The following is an 18020-nucleotide window of genomic DNA, read 5'->3' on the forward strand; positions in this document are numbered from 1 at the left end:
ATGAGCTGGAATTGGCGTTTACTTCTTCACCGGCTTCAATCCTTTCATCACTTTCAGGCCGATAGCAGGCATTTTTGGAGAAGCGCTAAGCAATTTTGGCTCCGTTTCCGGCTCAATGTATTCCTTCACATTCGACAAATAACGCTCGATGATAAATGCCTCTTCGCGTTCAAACTGAATGGATTGCTCATTTAGATAGTCAGAAAGATCATACAGTTTTTTGTGAAAAATGGCTTCGTCCAGGTTGCCATTGAAGTGATAATCATTCTGAAATCCGTTATCAAATTTGAAGACGATAGGCGTTCCGGCATTGGCAATAAGGCTTGCAGGCGCTCCGGTCAGCGTGATGGGAATGTAGGTTTTTTTGTCGTAAATAAATCCGCCGTGGTTCGTCTTAATGTGCTCACGCATATTCCGCGGCGTATCGCCTACAAACAGCACATCGACAAGTAATATTTGCTCTGCCGCATGAAATTGCGCCGCGTTTTCGATGAGGGGAAGTGTTGAAATTCGGATCATTTTGTCTTATCGTTCTAAAATTCTGATGAGGTCCTCGTTAATGTAATAAATCTCTTTCCCGTCCCTTTTTGGTGTCAGGATTCTCGCTTTTACAAGATCGTCCATGTATTTGGCAACCGTTGTGCGTGAGTTTTTACCGATGGCTTCGCCGAGTGTTTTTGGTTTGCTGTAAGGTTGACTGAACAGCGCTTCGTTCACTTCTTTGTTATACCATTTAATGTGTTTTTTGCCGTGAAGGAAAGTCTCCGACATTTGGCCTAAAATATCGTCTATGAGCTCGCTAGTGAATAAGGACGTTTTTTCGACCGCATCGAGCATATACAAAATCCAATTTTTCCATTCGCCCCGTTGCGTTACCCCTGCCAGATTATAATAATAGTCGTCTTTATTTCTGATAATGTATTGTGACAAATATAAAACGGGCAGCGACAAAAGCTTTTTATTTACCATATACAACAGATTCAGTACGCGTCCCGTTCTCCCATTTCCATCCTGAAACGGGTGAATGGCCTCGAATTGATAATGTGCAATGCACATTTTAAGAAGCGGATCAACCGGATACTTCTGATCGTCATTTAAGTATTCCGTCAGATTAGCCATCATATCCTCAATAATTCCCGGTCCTCGTGGTGGTGTATAAATCGTTTCACCAGCCCTGAATTCACTTTCACCTCTTTTTATGACGATAACAGCCTGCGGCACGCGCAGCTCAGCAGTTGTGTCTTTAATTTGCTGGAAAATGCTGATAATCAAGTCGGTGCTGATCTGGCCACTTTTTAACAGTTCGCGATAACCTGCCCAAAGTGCTTCCCTGTAACGAAGCACTTCTTTGGTCGCAATATTGGTCCGGTCTTCTTTCGTCGTATCCGAGACTGCCTTATAAAGGTCATCTTCTGTTGTGAAAATATTCTCGATTTCCGTAGATGTCCTGGCTTCCTGCAATCCGATTGTGTTGATCAGCATGAGCGGATTAGGAATGCGTAAAACCGTAGCATTAACTGCTGCAAGTGCGCGGGATGCCGAAACGAGCTTTTTCAAGACATCTATATCATCCTCAATGCCAGACTGCGGAGGCAGCAATGGCAGCGCATTGTATGGCTTATTACGATCGTATCTTTCCATCAAATAACATGTCCATTTTTTGGCTTAAATTGGACATGATGCAAATATATGTCCATTTTCTGGACAGATTATTACTACGCGTCCAGTTTCTGGCTAAAATTGGACATGTAATTTACGTTTTTGGTCTGATTTTTAAGGAACATCAAACAAATCCGCATTTTTACATTGCATAACCAGGCGATTATCAGCACATTGGAGGAATAAATACGTCATTTATGGAAACCAGAGACATTGCGCAATGGAAAGTGGCACTTGCCTTTTTTGCTATTTATGTCATTTGGGGCACCACGTACATTGCCATTACTTTTGGACTTGAAAGCTTTCCGCCGTTTCTGTTTTGTGCCTTTCGTTACTTCACAGCTGGTTTTCTGCTGTTTGTAATAGCCAAATTGCAAGGACATCAAATCCCACCTTTAAATATTCTTACCACGACTTCGCTCGGCGGCACGATTGCGCTGGTCGGTGGTTCGGGGCTGGTAACCTGGGCAGAGCAATACATTGGTTCGGGGCATGCAGCGACGGTGATTGCGACCGAACCTTTCATGTTTATCCTGTTTGACCGGAAGTTGTGGCGATTCTATTTTTCCCAAAAAAGCATCATTGCGGGGCTTCTTTTGGGCTTTGTAGGCCTTGTGCTGTTTTCTTACGCGGCTGTTCCTAAGGCAGGAACGGAGAATATGCAAATGATCGGAAATCTGGTTTTAATATTGAGTGCAGCATTATGGGTGGCCGGTTCACTGTTGAGCAAAAAGGCAGACACAGCAGGTTATTCCAATGTTATGCTCGCCGGAATCCAGCTTATGGCGGCAGGCGTTGCAAGTGCAATATTTTCTGGATTGACAGGCGAATATCCTCGTTTTACGTTGGCAAATGTCACATTTGAAGCTTGGAGCAGCCTTGTTTATATGATCACGATGGGTTCTATGGTCGCGTTTCTGGCATTTACCTGGCTTATGACCATTCGCCCGCCCGCGCTGGTGAGCACGCATACATATGTGAACCCGGTTGTGGCTGTGATTGTGGGTTGGATGATCGCAGACGAAACATTTAACGCCATGCAGATCGTCGGGCTGGTGATCATCCTTTTAGGCGTGCTGCTCACCAAGTTCCAGGAATACAAGGCGATGCCCGTTTTTGCCAAATACTTTTCCTTCCGACGACAAAAAATGTAAAAGGTCAGCCTTTCAAAACGGCACGATAATTTTCAGGAATCAGCATTAATAACGAAATTAGGCCACATCAGAAGTATAACCGACCCATTCATGACAGTCAAAACATACAGATTCATAGCATTACTAGGCGACGGCCGCGAGGGTTTCAGCGACAAAGCCCTGGACGAAGAATGGCCCACAGAACCCATCGTCATCGACGCATTCGGCTTTTCCGATGTTTACAGATATTCGGGCGTCGTATTTTTGAATGAAGAATGGTTCGCCAAATACAGCAAGAACTGGCGCAACGACACATCAAAAATCGACGCCCTGTTGACCGATCTCATCAAATACACCGCCAAAGATGTTCATTCTGAAAAATCTAGCAAAGATCAAGGATTATCTGGCCTCTCCGCCGGAGACATTGGAGGAGACTATTCAGGTTTGGAAAGGGTTTTATGATCCGGAGTTGAAGGTGATTTGATGAGGAGGGAATGAAATTCAGGCTAAGCTGCTCGAAAAATCATTTGATAAACTGATTACGGTTTGCTGCCCACCATCCTTTCTGAACTTCGCGTGCCAATTCGGTCGCCTGCTCTTCGGTGCCTTTGTTTTTGGCATTGGATTCAATGAAGCGGAAATAGTCCGCAAACGCCTGAACCTCTCTAATATCGACAAGAGACGCGTCCAAACGAATTACAACTTCATTTTTTTTGCGTTCAATGATCATAGTGTTTGCTTTTTTCAAATATAACATTTATTTGAGACGAATTATTCTCTCATGAAAGTGCTGGCAAGCCTAAAAAACAAAAATTGCCAGGGGCTGAAGCCCCCGGCAATGGATTAATTAATAAAAATAGCATTAATCAAAAGATTCAGAATCCTCAATTATAACCAGGATTCTGCTTCAACATTGGTGCCCCATTCACCACACTCATGTCAATTTGATATTGCGGAATGGGAAAGTAATTATTCTTGCCATTAATAAATTTCCCACCAGCCAGATCGCTCGTGATCTTGGATTCGTAGCTGAAAAAGCTGTTGAGGGTTTTGTCGGCTTGGTCCCAGCGAACGAGGTCGAAGAAGCGGTGGCCTTCCATGGCTAGCTCGATGCCGCGCTCGAAATAGATGGCTTTCAGGACATTATCCTTTCCTTTGGCAGCGAGCGTGCCCGCCGGATAGGGCTTTACAACATAGTTTGCAGCTGGCGTTGTCGAAAATCCGTCCATTGGGTTTTTGCTGTCAATGTATTTGTAAAGCCAGCCCGTTTTGTCTGCGGCCCTTGCTCTTACGCGATTTACATATTCCTCTGCTTTGGCCAAACTTCCTGCATTTGCCTCTGCTTCTGCCGCCATTAAAAGCACATCAGCAAACCGAATCACAAGCACATTAATGGCATTTCCTGGCGCCCACGAGGTCAAATCAGCATAAAGATCCTGGGTTTTTTGTCTGTGAATGTTCTTTTTAGGAGCATAAGGACCACCGTATTTCTGATCGCGCACCCAGTTCATGCCTGGGAAAAGACCCCAGTCGTGGTAAGGAATGTCGCGGCGGCCAACGGTCCAGTCAAGGCGTGGGTCGAGTGGGCCGGGATCGGTTGTGAATGCGGTGGAAGATGTAATGCCGAGGTCGTTCTTAACGGCGTGACTATTGAAATCATCCACATAAGGCAAGCCGTTCGCGTCTGTGCGATAGCTGTTTACGAGCATTTGAGATGGTTGGAAAAATCCGCAGCAAGCGAATGGAGCGCCTGTTCCGTAAGGGAAATTGAGCATGCCGCCCATATTTGCATTTGTAATGTCCAGCGTTCCGTCATTCGCCACCATCTGGATCGCGAAGACCGATTCAGCATTGTTTTTCGTAGCCGCATCGAAGTTGTCTTTGAACGAAACCAGATTGTATTTCAAGCCATTGGAAGTCACGCCGCTGCTGATCACCGTTGCAAAAAGCGTTGCCGCTTCTGCAAATTTGCGCTGGTACAAATAGGTTTTGGCAAGATAAGCGCCTGCTGCCCATTTGTTTGCTCGACCAACCAGTGTCTGCGTCGGAGGCAACTTTTCATAAGCAGCCTTGAAATCCGCCTCGATCATCGGCCAGATGTCCTTGTCATTTGGCTGGTTAAAATCCGTCGTCGTTTCATCGATCCAGGGCACCATATTCCACATTTTTTTCAACTCAAAATAATAATGTGCGCGCAGAAAAAGCGCCTGTCCTTCAATGTTGGCCTTATTCGCCTCCGGAATGTCTGTTACCAATGCCAAAACCTTCAAAACCGCATTAGCGCGTGTAACTCCTTCGTAAAGCGCGCGCCATTTGGTGTTGAAAAAGCCGTTATCAGCGCCGGAAGCGAATGTTGCGATCGCATTAATAGGCGTCTGGTCACCGCCGTCGCTTCCCTTGTGCGCGTCGCCGCCAGGGATGGAGCCGTAAACCCAGTTATCCGGCGGCGCTTCCCAGCCGCTTCCCCCGTTGAAATCGCCCTGCCCGTCCAATGCCGCGTAAGCGCCGGTCAGCAATCCGTCAACGCCTTTTTGGTTGGCGAGCACTTCGTCGCCCAATGCGCCTTGCACGGGTTTGTCTAAAAAATCGTCCTTGCAGCCTTGCATCACCGAAAAGCTGGTCATCAGACAAAAAGCCATGATATATCGAAATCCCTTTTTCATGTCAGTCTCTGGTAAATGTTAAAAAGTAAGATTAATGCCCACTGTGTATTGTTTCGAAGAAGGATATGAGCCTTCGTCAATGCCAAATACGGTCGGGTTGCCATCTGCATTCCGGCTCACTTCGGGATCAAGGCCCGAGTATTTTGTGATGGTAAACAGGTTGGTTGCCTGCACATAAATCCTGAATTGCTGTGTTTTGATCTTTTTCAAAAATGCAGGAGCAAATGTGTAACCCAGCTGGACATTTTTTGCACGCAGATATGAGCCGTCTTCTACGAAATAAGAGTTAGGCACATTGATCGTGCTGAATGAGCTCGAATTTTCCTGGATCGGCGCCTTAGCATTGTGATTTTCTGGCGTCCAGGAATCGTAAAGTGCTGTTTTGCTCTTTGCACCTGATCTGGATGAATTGAAATCACTCCACCAAAGTGTCTGGTTCCAGATCTGATTGCCCTGCACGCCATAAAGGAACAGGCTAAAATCGAACTGTTTGTAATTAAAACCAAGATTCAAGCCATAACTGAAATCCGGGTTAGGGTTACCCAGAATGGTGCGGTCGGCAGCTGTGATCTGGCCGTCGCCGTTTGTGTTTTCATAACGGAAACGTCCTAATGCAGCGCCATCCTGGAACACTGCATTTGCATCGCCCGTCTGTGCAACGGCTTGTGCATTGGCCGCGGCAATTTCTTCTTCCGAATTCCAGAAGCCAACCACTTTGTAACCAAAAAACTGCCCTATTGAGTTGCCAACCTGGTTTCTCACAATAGAATGTCCATCAAAGCCGCGACCTTCCAAATCAAAATAATTGGTGCTGTTGGTCACCTTCAAAATTTTGTTGTTATAAGTTGTGAATGTCAGCGTCGCGTTCAGTTTCAGGTCTTTGGCAAGATCAAAGTGGGAGGTAAGCTGCAAATCGATCCCTTTGTTCTTCATTTGCGCAATGTTCACGAACGGAACCTGGCCACCACCCGCCGTGCCGATCAATGTCGGGTTATACAAAAGATCTTTTACATCCTTAATATAGTAATCTGCGATCACGTCCAGCCTGCCTTTGAAGAATGTGGCGTCGATACCAAAGTTTGTGCTGATATTTTTCTCCCAAACGGCATCCGGATTTCCGATCTGGCTCTTTTCAAATCCTTCCAGTGCGCCCGTTCCGCTCGTGCCCGAAAGGTCATAATAGGAGCTCCTGCGGTTGGAACCATAAGTTGTGAAAGCATTTCCGGACCGAACATTGATCTGATTACCCATAACCCCATAATTCGCGCGCAGTTTCAGGTCGTCCAGCCACGTAATGCCTTTCATGAAATCTTCCTGGGAAACCCGCCATCCTGCGCTTACCGCAGGGAAAAGGCCATATCTTTTATTGATAAATTTCGAAGAACCGTCGCGGCGGATCACAGCACCGAAGAGATATTTATCATTATAAATGTAATCCAAACGGCCTATTAATGAGAACAATGCATCGGCTGAGCGGCTGCTTGAATTGCTTCTTGTGCCCGACCCCGTTCCCAGGTTCATGTAATTGGGATCAAAAGAAAAATAACCCTGCGTATCGCCGCCAATGTCGTAACTCTTGCCATTATACGCTTCTGTTCCCGCAACCACGGTCAGGTCGTGCTTTTGCATGGTTTTGTGAAATGTTACCAGGTTCGTCCAGGTCCAGTTGAAGCCAGAGTAAGCGCCTTCGGAATAGGTGTTGGTGTTGCTGTTTTCCTTGTTTTCATAGGTTGGGAATGCAAACGAATTCCAGCGTCCCGAATAATTTTCACCCCCGAAACTCGTGCGAACCGTGAAGTTTTTGAACAAATCCACTTCTGCGAACACATTACCAAACAAGCGGTTGTCCAAACCTTTATCATAACGTGTACGATCCCGCATGGCCACCGGGTTAAATGCGTCACCCATGCCAGCTGCGCGGCTTCCCGCATAATTGCCCATAATGTCGCGCACAGGAATGATGGGCTGCATGCGGAATGAAAACGCAATCGCAGATCCACCATCAGAAAGCGCACTTTTTGGGTTATCGGAAACGGAAAAAGCCAGGTTTTCGCCGATCCGGATGTGCTTGCCAACATTATACTGGCTGTTTGACCGGATCGTGTAGCGTTTCAGATAAGTGTTGGTCAGAGCGCCTTTCTGATTAAAATAATTTAAGGAAAAAAGATAGCTTCCCTGGTCGCTGCCGCCGCTCAAAGAGATGTTGTGGCTCGTCGAAGGAGCACGTTTGAAAATCTCATGAAACCAGTCTGTGCCTTCTTTATTTGCTTTTACAATCTGATTGAATTTATTAAAATCGTCCACCGACGTGTATTCTGGATTTACATAATACAGATCAGTATTTGTGCCGGGATCCCCTTCCTTAGCGCCGGTAGGCAGAATATAATCGGGCAAAACAGGATTAGGGCCCGAGCCATATTGGTCGTCGCCAACGGTCGTTCCTTCATTCCGCTGCACCTGGAATTTCAGTTGCGCCTGTTCCATCGGCGATAATGTGTTCCAGACATTGCCTTTTGGCGGCGTTTGCATGCCATACCAGGCGCTGTAACTTACTTTTACTTTATCTTTTCCTTTTTTGGTGGTGATAATGATCACCCCGTTCGCAGCGCGCGAGCCGTAAATGGACGCGGAACCGGCATCTTTCAAAACCTGCATAGAAGCAATGTCATTGCTGTTCAGGTCGGCGATGGAAGTTGTGGGAACACCGTCAACGACATATAAAGGGGAATTGTTTCCGAATGTGTTCAAACCACGGATGCGCACCTGCGGTGTTTCGCCCGGCTGGCCGGAACCGATAATGGTCACGCCCGAAGCCCGACCTTGCAACTGGTTAGCAACTTGTCCGTCAGGCGTTTGCTTCAATTGTTCCACATCCACAACCGAAACTGCACCGATCAAATCCTTTTTGCGCTGTGCACCATAACCCGTTACAACCAGCTCAGAAAGCGTGGAAACGTCCGGCAAAAGTTTGATATCCACTGTCGAACGCGAGCCCACCATTGTCTCCTGCGCCGTAAAGCCGATGAACGAGAAAATCAGAATAGACTCATCGCCAGCCACATCAATGCTGTAATTTCCGTCCAGATCGGTCATGGTTCCGTCGTTCGTTCCCTTCACGCGGATCGCAACGGACGGCAATGCTTCGCCTTTTTCGTCGGTAACCTTCCCTTTTACAGGCCGCAGCAGATATTGCGACTGAATCTGCGCCGCCTCACGATCCATTTCCTGTTTCGTTTTTTCAGTTACGCCGATCATTTTGCCCACCTGCCGAAATTCCAGCGAAGTCTGCTTTTCGATCATTTTCAGGATTTCCGGCACAGGCATGCCCATGGCGTAAAGCGTAATTTGCGGCGCATTGCGGACGAGCTTTTCGTCGAAGGCAAAAGTGACCCCGGTCTGTTGTTCAATTTGCCTGAAAACTGTTTTCACCCTCGACTGCCGCACATCCATATTGACGTGCTGAGCCTCGCTGGTACCGGCCATCAAAAGGGCCGCAGTCAGCATGTTAATGCCCAAAATAAGCGTCGAAATGCGCATAAGTTTTTTGAATAAGGGGAGTCCCTTATGGTAATAATTCACCATATTTGTTTGATGTTTAATGGTTAAGCTGTTAAACCGCGCCCGTTCTGACTACTGATGGTTCGAAGCATTGCATAGCAGAGGGACATTCATTGGCCGGGGACATTCGCAGTGTTCCCGGTTTCTTTTTTGAGCCCGCCTTCCTGGAAAGCCAGCTGCATTTTTAGCGCTTTTATTTTATTACAATCGTGCTGTCGTTTAATTGTGAATAATTGAATTTTTTGGAGAAGCCCAACACTTTTAAGACATCGTTAATGGGCTGGTCGTCGAGGGTCAAGGATATTTTTTCAGCTGATAAATCTGCCTTTTCAATGATAATGTGCTGTTTGTATTTTCTTTCCAAAGCATTAAAAACTTCGGATAAAAGCTCATCTTCAAACACCATTCTGTTGTCTTTCCACGGTGCGATGGCAGGTTTGCTGATCTCTGTAACGTGGATTTGAGCCGTTTTTTCGGGAATCGTGGCCTGCTCGGCGGGAAGGAGCATTAATGCGGGACGCTCCGGTTTGTCGCGCATGGTTACGCCCACTTTGCCCGTTTTGACGGTTACTTTAATGTCTTTGTCGTTGTGATACGCTTTCACGTCGAACGATGTGCCGAGCACTGTAATATTCAAAGTTTTTGCATGGACGATGAAGGGCTTGTCCGTCATGTGCTTCACATCGAAAAAGGCCTGGCCTTCTTTCAAAATAACTTCCCTCGTTTTTCCTGAAAATTGGCTTGGGTAGGAGAGGCTGGAACCCGCATTGAGCCAGATGGACGAGCCGTCAGGCAATGCTACTTTCAATGTTTTGCCCAAAGGAGCCTGCACAACCCTGATTTCTGTTTCAGTGGGCTTATGCTGGTTGGTCCAAAAAATAAAACCGGCAATAACAAGCGCCGCCACGGCCGTTGACCACGAAACAAGACGCTTAATGAGGGTGAAATCTGATTTTCTGCGAACAGGCTGTTGCAGCGACTTTATGTTGGCCAGCATACGCGCCTTCATCTCATTCGCAGATTCCGGAGTGCGGGTAAAAACGGTTTCCGTTTCGGGCACATCGGGATTCAGGCTGTCGTACCACTTATGCAATATCTCTTTTTCCTCTTCGGAGGCCGTTCCGTTAAGAAACTTTACAGCAAGCTGTCTGATGTATTCTTGTGTCATTGCAAAGCAGATAAACCCTTTGCATTACTTAGAGGGGAGAATGAGGAGAAACCCCTTAGTTATAAAATAAAAAATTTTGGATTTTTATTGAGGCGACTTAAAATTTGGCAAAAAGCAATAATTGCAGAAGAAGATGTGCGACACCGCTTAGGTTCGAACGGACAATTTTCAATGCTTTGGTCAAATGTGCTTCTGCTGTTTTGGGGGAAATATTCAGCTCTTCGCAAATGTCCGGTAAAGATCTGTCCTGCAACTTATTGTATTGAAAAACAAGCCTGCATTTCTCCGGGCAGGCGGTTTGTGAGGTTCGTAATAATTTCCAAAAGCAGTTTATTCTCAATCTCCTCGTCAATCGAAACCGAGGTAACCGCCTGTTGTTTGATCGTCGATTCCAGTTCCTGCTCCTGTTTGGATTTGGCCAGATAGCGATAAACTTCATAGCGAAGCATTGCCGCCAGATAAGGTTTGAGCGACTGGATCTCCAAAGTCTCCCGCTTCATCCAGAACAACATAAATGTATCCTGCGTGATCTCCTCTGCCACTTCCGCGGATTTCACCATGCGGTGAGCAGCGTAAAAAAGCTTATCCCAATGCCGGTTATAAATCTCGTCGAATGCACCTTCCTCGCCCTCCTTCATCAAAGCGGCAAGCTCGTCATCGGAAAAATGGTGAAAGTCATTCATGGAAGGTTTATCGTTGGCAAGGTTAGTAATCGTTACCAAATATAAAATAAATAACCCACCGGCAAATGGTGATTTAATATAAATACAATATTAAAAATGGCATTATGCGCAGTGCAAAAGATTTTTTAACATAAATGCATGGAATAGCAATATTTTATTTTGAAAGGGTTGGCTAGTGATTAACCAGCTTCATCCCACCTTCGTTATAGCGTTCGCCCGTATTCGGGTAACGTGCAACGAGTCCATCAATTGCGGTTAAATCTCCTTCCAACAAGTCAACGTTCAGTGCACCAGCATTTTCTTCTAAATACTTTCGCTTTTTGGTGCCGGGAATAGGGATAATGTCTTCGCCTTGAGCCAGCACCCAGGCAAGTGCGAGTTGGGCCGGGGTGCAGTTTTTCCCGGAAGCGATCTCTGCAAATCCTTTAACGAGTTTCTCATTGTTGTCCGCAAATTCCTGCTGATAGCGAGGCAATGTCCTGCGGAAATCGGTTTCAGCCAGTGCATCAACTTGCAATGTTGCGGTCACCAATCCCCTCGCTAACGGCGAAAAAGGCACCAGTGAAATTCCTAACTCACGGACAGTTGATAGGATTTCTGATTCCAAATCTCTCGTGATCACGGAATACTCGCTTTGCAGTGCTGCAATCGGATGCACGGCGTGCGCTTTGCGAATGGACGCAGCGGAGGCTTCGCTCAATCCCAGGTAACGCACTTTTCCTTCCTTAACCAGCTCGCTCATTGCACCGACCATTTCCTCAACGGGTACATTAGGATCCACGCGGTGAGCATAATACAAGTCGATTGTGTCGACTTTAAGGCGTTTCAGACTGTTTTCAACGGCTATTTTCATCCACGCTGGCGAACCATCGAAGTAGGAGCCATTTGCATTCCTTGCGTCCCCTGCGTCCTCCCGGTAACGAAAGCCGAATTTTGTAGCGATGAATATTTCATCCCGATTGGGAACCAGCACTTTTGATATCAATTCCTCATTCTGCCCATTGGCATACATATCAGCCGTGTCCCAGAAATTGATTCCAAGGTCGAGCGCTTTATGTAATGTGGCAATGCTTTCCGCGTCGTCGGTTCGTCCGTAGGCGAAGCTCATGCCCATGCATCCCAATCCGATTGCAGATAATTTTTCGTCCGTTGTTCCCAGTTTTCTGAATTTCATGATTTTGGTGGCTAATTGCTTTCGGCAAATTGCCGTCGGCTTTCTATGATGACTTTAATTTTAGAGATTTTAAAGTTATAAAATCAACATGAAGACGATTCAAATATTTCCAAGAATACGTCAACGGCCTATTTCGATAAGTCGGCTGCATTGAATGGACTATTTAAAAAATTGAAAATGGATCATTTTGATAGTCCTGTTCTAAGGTAAGTTTGTTGTGCCAGGCAGCTTAAAATTTTTCAAGATCATGACAAAGCGAAGTTTAACATTGGATGTGGATCCGAAGGCTTATGCCGCGGTGAGAGGGCTGGAAAAATACATTTCGGAATCCGGGCTGGATAAAATTCAGTTACAAACTCATCAAGATAAGGGCGTCCCAACTCAACGGTTGCGCATTTTGTATTGATAAACATACCAGAGAAGCGCGGGAACTGGGGCTTTCAGAGCAGCGCATTTATTTGCTGAACGCCTGGCGCGAAACGGCGCTTTACACAGAAGAGGAGCGCGCCATATTATCCCTTACTGAGGAAGTGACATTCATTGCCGGTCATGGTGTGAGCGACGAGGTGTATAATAAGGCCGTAGCGTTATTTGGAGAAGCTTATACCAAAGCTATTGTCATGGGCATTGTAACAATTAATGCCTGGAACCGCATAGCAATTACCGATCATTGGCCATTGAATTAACATCACGATTATGCAGGATTCCCCGGCGCTTGAAAAGCTACAAAAACTCGGCGTATCGAGAGTAAGTTTTGGTCCCAATTTTCAAAAAGCAGTTCTGTTAGCCATGAAAACATCGTTGCAAAACGTAAAAGACAAGTTTAGCCACGGCCAGCTAACAGATATGCTGGTTTAAACTTAGCGGTTACACAACGTGTTGCAAATCTCCCGTTCCATGAAGCGGGAGATTTTGTTTTATACAAAAAATAAAAATTACCTTGTGACAGAATTCAAGGCAAAAGGCAACTATTTCGATATTATGCAGGAAGACATTCTTTTTCAGATCAGCAATAAATTAAAGGAAGTCAGGAAAAATAAGGGCGTAACATTACAAGAGATCGCGAACGAAGCCGGTGTTACCAAAAGCCTCGTTTCACAGATTGAAAACAGCCGCACCATTCCTTCGCTCCCCGTTATGCTAGGCCTGATCAAGGCGCTTGATATCGATTTGAATGTGTTTTTTAAAGACATTATTTCCACCGCTCCCGGCGATAATGTGCTGATTCGGCGGAAAGAAGAATATCAGCCTTTTACCAAAGAAAACGCCAAAGGCTTTTACTATCACCGGATTTTTAGCAAACAATTTAAGGACAACCACATTGACGTGGTCCTGCTCCGGCTCGAGAAAGATGCCAAGCGCCCGATGGTGCGCACCAATGCATACGAATTTAAATATGTGCTGCAAGGTTCGGTCGAATACACAGTTGGTAAAAACAAATATGTGCTGAACCAGGGCGATTCCATGTTTTTCGATGCCAATGAACTTCATAACCCCAAATGCATCAATGGTGACGAAGTGTTGCTGCTCGTCATCTATTTCTTCAACGAAGCTTAACATTCCCGGTAAATTCGAGGTGAATGTTAAATATTAATTAACATTTACTTAACTTTATTTCTCAGGCATATCATTAGTTTTGTGCCTTGACGGGATCGATCTGGTCCTGCATGACACTTTTACGCACTTTCAGGCTTTGTTTTGAATCAAAGGAATTACCTAAACCCTCCTCTTGAAATTCAGTATTTGTTCACCAATATATATGCAAGGATGTTAATAGAACTGGTTGTTTTTGACATGGCGGGAACCACCGTTAAGGACAAAAATTTTGTAGGAATTGCGTTTCAGCAAGCAATGCAATCACAAGGTTATGACATTGCCATTGAAGATGTAAATCCTTTGATGGGATACGAAAAGCCGCTGGCTATCCGGATGATGTTGGAAACGTGTGAACCGGACAAGGCGAAAATCACAGATGCGCTGGTTAATGAAATTCACACGCATTTCGTGAGCGGAATGATCCAATTTTACAGCACTACCCAGGAAATAGGACCATTGCCGCATGTGGAAGAGACTTTTGCAACATTGCGCGAAGCCGGTGTCAAAATCGCTTTGAACACCGGATTTTCGAGAGACATTGCAGATGTGATCATCGACAGGCTGGGTTGGGAAAATAAAATCGACTGTCTGGTTGCCAGCGACGAAGTGCCTTTTGGCCGTCCATATCCCGATATGATCAATAAAATTATGCAGCAGCTCGAACATTGCATCCGCTGGAAATGTTGCCAAAGTAGGTGATACTGAGGTGGATATCAATGAGGGGATCAATGCAGGTTGCAAATATGTGATCGGTATTACAACCGGCGCGTTCACGGCTGACCAGCTGCTTCCATACAAGCCTACGCACATTATCGACGACATTGCGGACGTGGTTGCCATCATTTCAGAAAGCCCGGCTTACGCTGGTGAAATTCACAAATAGCAAATTTAAACAGCATTGGAATGAGTAAATCTGCTATTGTAATTGGCGCAGGCATTGTAGGATTGGCCACGGCAAGAGCTTTGGTGACAAGAGGTTACCACGTTACGGTGATCGAACGTTCTTCCAAAGCGGTCGGTGCATCCATTCGGAATTTTGGCATGGTCTGGCCCATCGGCCAGCCCGAAGGAACATTATATAACAGGGCATTAAAAGCCAAAAGCATCTGGAAAGAAACGCTAATGGAGGCGAAATGCTGGTTTTACGAAGGCGGCAGTTTGCACATGGCTTATCAAAATGATGAGCTGCAAGCCATTAAGGAATTTGTGGAAGTGAGCGGTTATCGCCCTGTAAAAGTGTTGAATGCTGCTGAAACGCTGGAAATGTCGCCTGCGGTGAATGGAAATGGCCTTTTGGGCTCGTTATATTCTGCGGATGAAATGATCGTTGATCCGCGGGAGGCCATTGCGGGTGTTGCGCGCTATTTGCAGGAAAAATGGAATGTGACCTTTCATTGGGACACAGCCATTTCAAACGTCAGTTATCCAAACGTTTTATCCGGCTCGAAAAGCTGGTCGGCGGATGAGATTTTTGTTTGCAGCGGGCAGGATTTTGAAACATTATATCCGGCGGAATTTGCGGCAGCGCCTTTGACCAAATGTAAATTACAAATGCTCCGACTGGAAGCGCAGCCCAATGATTGGAAAATCGGGCCGGCGTTGTGCGGAGGGCTTTCATTGATACATTATGACGGTTTCAAAGCCGCGCCTTCACTGGCCGGTTTGAAAGCAAGATATCAGGAAGAATATAGCGAATATCTCAAATGGGGCATTCACGTGATGGCTTCTCAAAACGGTCTGGGTGAGATAACGGTTGGCGATTCGCATGAATACGCGCTCACATTTGACCCGTTCGACCGCGAATTTATCAATAAAATGATCCTGGAATATCTGGGCACATTTGCGCAGTTCAAATCACCCAAAGTTTCCCAAACCTGGAACGGGATCTATCCAAAAATGACCAATGGCAAGACAGAAATCGTCTTAAAGCCCGAACAAGGCGTTACGATCATCAACGGACTCGGCGGAGCGGGCATGTCGCTCTCTTTCGGCCTTTGCGACGAGGTGATCGGCGGAACTTCCAGTCAATCCTAAACCCTTAATTTATGTTGCGTAAAATCTCGTTAATCTTATCATTTGCAGCGTTTTCTAGTTTCGCTTCTGGTCAAAAAATGGATAAACCCAAAGGCATTGAGCACGTGATCGTGATCGGTGTGGATGGGCTGAGTCCGGATGGGATCAACAAAGGCAAGTCGCCGGTGCTGCATGATATGATTGAAAATGGCAGTGTAAAATGGAATGTGCGCACCGTGCTTACTTCCGCGAGCAGCCAGAACTGGGCGTCCATGATCATGGGTGCGGGGCCTGAGCAACATGGCATTATTAACAACGATTGGGAAATTGACAAGCACACGTTGCCGCCGATCGTGCAGGAGAAGGACGGACGTTTTCCCACCATTTTCAGTATATTTCATAAGGCTAATCCCAAAGCGGAAATTGGCGTGGTGTATCATTGGGATGGTTTTGGAAGGTTATTTCAGAAAGACGCTGTGAATTACGACAAGCGTTTCGGCACCGAAGACTCCACTGCAACCGATTTTGTCAATTATATCAAAACCAAAAAACCTGCATTGGGTTTTGTACATTTTGACCACGTAGACCACGCAGGCCATCACGGCGGGCACGGTTCGGCGGAATATTATGAGTCCGTTGCCAAAGCGGATTCCCTGATTGGGAAAATCCTTTCGGGGCTGAAAGATGCCGATATTATGGACAAGACATTGGTAATCGTTTGGGCAGATCATGGTGGAGTTGGCAAAGGCCATGGCGGCGCAACGCCTCAGGAAGCCGAAATTGCGGGGATTTTCTATGGTAAGGATGTGAAAAAAGGATATAAGATCGAGCAGGAAGTTTACACTTATGACCTCGCTTCCACCATTGCATTCGTGCTCGGCGTGCAGCAGCCTTATGCCTGGATCGGGCGTCCTGTGAAACCTGCCTTTGATGGTTATAAAGAGCCGGAAAATCTTTGGAAAAGCCAGAAGTAAATCGATTTTAGCGCATAAGCATTTCATAATCAGTCCAAGATGGCCAGTCACAACAGAACGGAGGGGGATATCAATTTATCAGAAGCGCGCCGTGACTGGTATGCCGTCATGAGCGATCCGGAAACGCTTTCTTATCTGGAAGATGATGCGGAACATTTCCTGCACCAGTCGCTTTCAACACCTTGTCTGGACCTGCTGGCTTCGTGTGATGGCATTTATCTGACTGATATTCAAGGCAAAACCTACATGGATTTCCATGGTAACAATGTGCATCAGCTTGGTTACCGCAATCCTTATATTATTGAAAAACTAAAAGAACAGCTTGATATTCTGCCTTTTTCGCCGAGGCGTTATACCAATGTCCCGGCCATCGAACTGGCCAAAAAACTGGGAAGTCTGTTGCCCGGCAACCTTAACCGCGTGCTTTTTGCACCGGGAGGCACTTCGGCGATCAGTATGGCGCTGAAACTGGCGCGAATTGTGACGGGAAAGCATAAAGTTGTTTCGCTTTGGGATTCATTTCATGGTGCTTCGCTGGATGCGATTTCTGCGGGCGGTGAGCTGGATTTTCGCAAAGACATGGGCCCGCTTATGCCTGGCGTAGAGCGCATTCCGCCACCTATGACTTATCGCGGACCATTTGCCAATGCAGGAAATGGTGATCTGGCTTATGCGGATTATCTCGAATATGTAATTGAGAAAGAGGGTGATATAGGCGCTTTTTTGATTGAAACCATCAGAAATACTGACGTCCAGATCCCCTCACAGGCATATTGGAACAAAGTCCGCGAGATTTGCACGAAGCATAAAGTCTTGCTCATTCTCGACGAGATTCCCATCGCATTCGGACGCACAGGCAAAATGTTTGCCTTTGAACATTACGACATTGAGCCGGACATTATTTGTCTGGGAAAAGGCTTGGGCGGAGGCGTCATGCCTATGGCCGCGATCGTGGCCCGTGACACGCATAACATTGCTCAAAGCGTTTCGCTGGGGCATTTTACACATGAAAAAAGTCCGCTCGGAAGCGTAGCAGCATTGGCGATGCTCGACTATATGGAGCAGAACCAGATCCTGGAAAAAGTGCAGGAAGATGCCGTTTTCATGGCGGCTGAATTACAAAAATTGCAAGATAAATTTCCGCTCATCGGGGACGTGAGAGGCGTTGGGCTGTTGTGGGGGATTGAATTAGTAATAGACAAAGACACCAAGGAAAAAGCCGTAAAGGAAGCAGAAATTGTGATGTACGAATGCCTGAAAAATGGTTTGAGTTTCAAAGTTTCGCAAGGAAATGTGCTGCAATTATCGCCGCCGCTGATCATCAGCCGTGAACAATTGCGTGAAGCCTTGCTGATTCTTGAAAACGCCCTGGAAAAGGCCTCCGTCTTTGTGTAATTCA

Annotated in this window: 20 protein-coding genes; 11 read left to right on the forward strand and 9 right to left on the reverse strand. The window is 46.2% G+C overall.

Translation table 11 applies throughout. From position 1 onward, the window contains the following. Positions 1–18 precede the first annotated feature (18 nt). Positions 19–519, reverse strand: coding sequence for a hypothetical protein (locus tag AC0IYG_RS10205; protein WP_471710984.1), 501 nt, complete (start codon positions 517–519; stop codon positions 19–21). Between the two features lie 6 nt (positions 520–525). Then, complete coding sequence (locus tag AC0IYG_RS10210) at positions 526–1641, reverse strand: Fic family protein (protein WP_471710985.1); 1116 nt, start codon at positions 1639–1641, stop codon at positions 526–528. 215 nt (positions 1642–1856) lie between these two features. Here AC0IYG_RS10210 and AC0IYG_RS10215 point away from each other — a divergent pair, with 215 nt between their 5' ends. Beyond that, entirely contained in the window at positions 1857–2813 is a 957-nt protein-coding gene (locus AC0IYG_RS10215) for an EamA family transporter (RefSeq protein WP_471710986.1), read from the forward strand. Positions 2814–2903: 90 nt separating this feature from the next. After that, complete coding sequence (locus tag AC0IYG_RS10220) at positions 2904–3254, forward strand: hypothetical protein (RefSeq protein WP_471710987.1); 351 nt, start codon at positions 2904–2906, stop codon at positions 3252–3254. A gap of 61 nt (positions 3255–3315) precedes the next feature. Here the strand turns inward: AC0IYG_RS10220 and AC0IYG_RS10225 are convergent, their stop codons facing one another. The 7 genes from AC0IYG_RS10225 to AC0IYG_RS10255 form a co-directional block, all read right to left on the reverse strand. Beyond that, complete coding sequence (locus tag AC0IYG_RS10225; protein ID WP_471710988.1) at positions 3316–3522, reverse strand: hypothetical protein; 207 nt, start codon at positions 3520–3522, stop codon at positions 3316–3318. A 154-nt stretch (positions 3523–3676) separates the two neighbouring features. Then, the gene (locus AC0IYG_RS10230; RefSeq protein WP_471710989.1) at positions 3677–5455 is read right to left on the reverse strand and encodes a RagB/SusD family nutrient uptake outer membrane protein; all 1779 of its coding nucleotides are present in this window, start codon (positions 5453–5455) and stop codon (positions 3677–3679) included. Positions 5456–5473: 18 nt separating this feature from the next. Then, on the reverse strand, positions 5474–9037 hold the full coding sequence (locus tag AC0IYG_RS10235) for a SusC/RagA family TonB-linked outer membrane protein (protein WP_471710990.1): 3564 nt from the start codon (positions 9035–9037) through the stop codon (positions 5474–5476). A gap of 169 nt (positions 9038–9206) precedes the next feature. Continuing rightward, the gene (locus tag AC0IYG_RS10240) at positions 9207–10181 is read right to left on the reverse strand and encodes a FecR family protein (RefSeq protein WP_471710991.1); all 975 of its coding nucleotides are present in this window, start codon (positions 10179–10181) and stop codon (positions 9207–9209) included. 97 nt (positions 10182–10278) lie between these two features. Then, entirely contained in the window at positions 10279–10533 is a 255-nt protein-coding gene (locus AC0IYG_RS10245) for a sigma factor-like helix-turn-helix DNA-binding protein (protein WP_471710992.1), read from the reverse strand. After that, the gene (locus tag AC0IYG_RS10250; RefSeq protein WP_471710993.1) at positions 10436–10903 is read right to left on the reverse strand and encodes an RNA polymerase sigma factor; all 468 of its coding nucleotides are present in this window, start codon (positions 10901–10903) and stop codon (positions 10436–10438) included. The genes AC0IYG_RS10245 and AC0IYG_RS10250 overlap by 98 nt, the downstream gene beginning before the upstream one ends. Before the next feature lie 133 nt (positions 10904–11036). Continuing rightward, entirely contained in the window at positions 11037–12038 is a 1002-nt protein-coding gene (locus AC0IYG_RS10255; RefSeq protein WP_471710994.1) for an aldo/keto reductase, read from the reverse strand. Positions 12039–12285: 247 nt separating this feature from the next. On the opposite strand from AC0IYG_RS10255, the gene AC0IYG_RS10260 reads away from it, so the two are divergent. From AC0IYG_RS10260 to AC0IYG_RS10300, 9 genes are all read left to right on the forward strand, one after another. Then, a complete protein-coding gene (locus tag AC0IYG_RS10260; protein WP_471710995.1) occupies positions 12286–12444 on the forward strand; it encodes a hypothetical protein in 159 nt (52 codons plus the stop codon). Continuing rightward, positions 12440–12724 (forward strand): carboxymuconolactone decarboxylase family protein, encoded by a 285-nt coding sequence (locus AC0IYG_RS10265; RefSeq protein WP_471711354.1) that lies wholly within the window; start codon positions 12440–12442, stop codon positions 12722–12724. Before AC0IYG_RS10260 ends, AC0IYG_RS10265 begins: the two co-directional genes overlap by 5 nt. A 10-nt stretch (positions 12725–12734) precedes the next feature. Beyond that, a complete protein-coding gene (locus AC0IYG_RS10270; RefSeq protein ID WP_471710996.1) occupies positions 12735–12896 on the forward strand; it encodes a hypothetical protein in 162 nt (53 codons plus the stop codon). An 84-nt stretch (positions 12897–12980) separates the two neighbouring features. After that, the gene (locus AC0IYG_RS10275; RefSeq protein WP_471710997.1) at positions 12981–13595 is read left to right on the forward strand and encodes a helix-turn-helix domain-containing protein; all 615 of its coding nucleotides are present in this window, start codon (positions 12981–12983) and stop codon (positions 13593–13595) included. Positions 13596–13805: 210 nt separating this feature from the next. After that, positions 13806–14333, forward strand: coding sequence for an HAD family hydrolase (locus tag AC0IYG_RS10280; protein ID WP_471710998.1), 528 nt, complete (start codon positions 13806–13808; stop codon positions 14331–14333). A gap of 7 nt (positions 14334–14340) precedes the next feature. Further along, positions 14341–14517 carry a hypothetical protein gene (locus AC0IYG_RS10285; RefSeq protein WP_471710999.1) on the forward strand — a complete coding sequence of 59 codons (177 nt, stop codon included), beginning with the start codon at positions 14341–14343 and terminating at the stop codon, positions 14515–14517. Positions 14518–14537: 20 nt separating this feature from the next. Further along, the gene (locus AC0IYG_RS10290; protein ID WP_471711000.1) at positions 14538–15668 is read left to right on the forward strand and encodes a TIGR03364 family FAD-dependent oxidoreductase; all 1131 of its coding nucleotides are present in this window, start codon (positions 14538–14540) and stop codon (positions 15666–15668) included. Between the two features lie 77 nt (positions 15669–15745). Then, positions 15746–16621: an alkaline phosphatase gene (locus AC0IYG_RS10295; RefSeq protein ID WP_471711001.1), complete on the forward strand. Its 876-nt coding sequence runs from the start codon at positions 15746–15748 to the stop codon at positions 16619–16621. Between the two features lie 39 nt (positions 16622–16660). Next, a complete protein-coding gene (locus AC0IYG_RS10300; protein ID WP_471711002.1) occupies positions 16661–18016 on the forward strand; it encodes an aspartate aminotransferase family protein in 1356 nt (451 codons plus the stop codon). Positions 18017–18020: the final 4 nt, after the last annotated feature.

The organism is Dyadobacter sp. AC419 (assembly GCF_979253085.1).

Bases quoted from the DNA above. Each gene is read 5' to 3' on its own strand.
- AC0IYG_RS10205 (WP_471710984.1), bottom strand. From the start codon at position 519: ATGATCCGAATTTCAACACTTCCCCTCATCGAAAACGCGGCGCAATTT.
- AC0IYG_RS10210 (WP_471710985.1), bottom strand. From the start codon at position 1,641: ATGGAAAGATACGATCGTAATAAGCCATACAATGCGCTGCCATTGCTG.
- AC0IYG_RS10215 (WP_471710986.1), top strand. From the start codon at position 1,857: ATGGAAACCAGAGACATTGCGCAATGGAAAGTGGCACTTGCCTTTTTT.
- AC0IYG_RS10220 (WP_471710987.1), top strand. From the start codon at position 2,904: ATGACAGTCAAAACATACAGATTCATAGCATTACTAGGCGACGGCCGC.
- AC0IYG_RS10225 (WP_471710988.1), bottom strand. From the start codon at position 3,522: ATGATCATTGAACGCAAAAAAAATGAAGTTGTAATTCGTTTGGACGCG.
- AC0IYG_RS10230 (WP_471710989.1), bottom strand. From the start codon at position 5,455: ATGAAAAAGGGATTTCGATATATCATGGCTTTTTGTCTGATGACCAGC.
- AC0IYG_RS10235 (WP_471710990.1), bottom strand. From the start codon at position 9,037: ATGGTGAATTATTACCATAAGGGACTCCCCTTATTCAAAAAACTTATG.
- AC0IYG_RS10240 (WP_471710991.1), bottom strand. From the start codon at position 10,181: ATGACACAAGAATACATCAGACAGCTTGCTGTAAAGTTTCTTAACGGA.
- AC0IYG_RS10255 (WP_471710994.1), bottom strand. From the start codon at position 12,038: ATGAAATTCAGAAAACTGGGAACAACGGACGAAAAATTATCTGCAATC.
- AC0IYG_RS10260 (WP_471710995.1), top strand. From the start codon at position 12,286: ATGACAAAGCGAAGTTTAACATTGGATGTGGATCCGAAGGCTTATGCC.
- AC0IYG_RS10270 (WP_471710996.1), top strand. From the start codon at position 12,735: ATGCAGGATTCCCCGGCGCTTGAAAAGCTACAAAAACTCGGCGTATCG.
- AC0IYG_RS10280 (WP_471710998.1), top strand. From the start codon at position 13,806: ATGTTAATAGAACTGGTTGTTTTTGACATGGCGGGAACCACCGTTAAG.
- AC0IYG_RS10290 (WP_471711000.1), top strand. From the start codon at position 14,538: ATGAGTAAATCTGCTATTGTAATTGGCGCAGGCATTGTAGGATTGGCC.
- AC0IYG_RS10295 (WP_471711001.1), top strand. From the start codon at position 15,746: ATGGATAAACCCAAAGGCATTGAGCACGTGATCGTGATCGGTGTGGAT.
- AC0IYG_RS10300 (WP_471711002.1), top strand. From the start codon at position 16,661: ATGGCCAGTCACAACAGAACGGAGGGGGATATCAATTTATCAGAAGCG.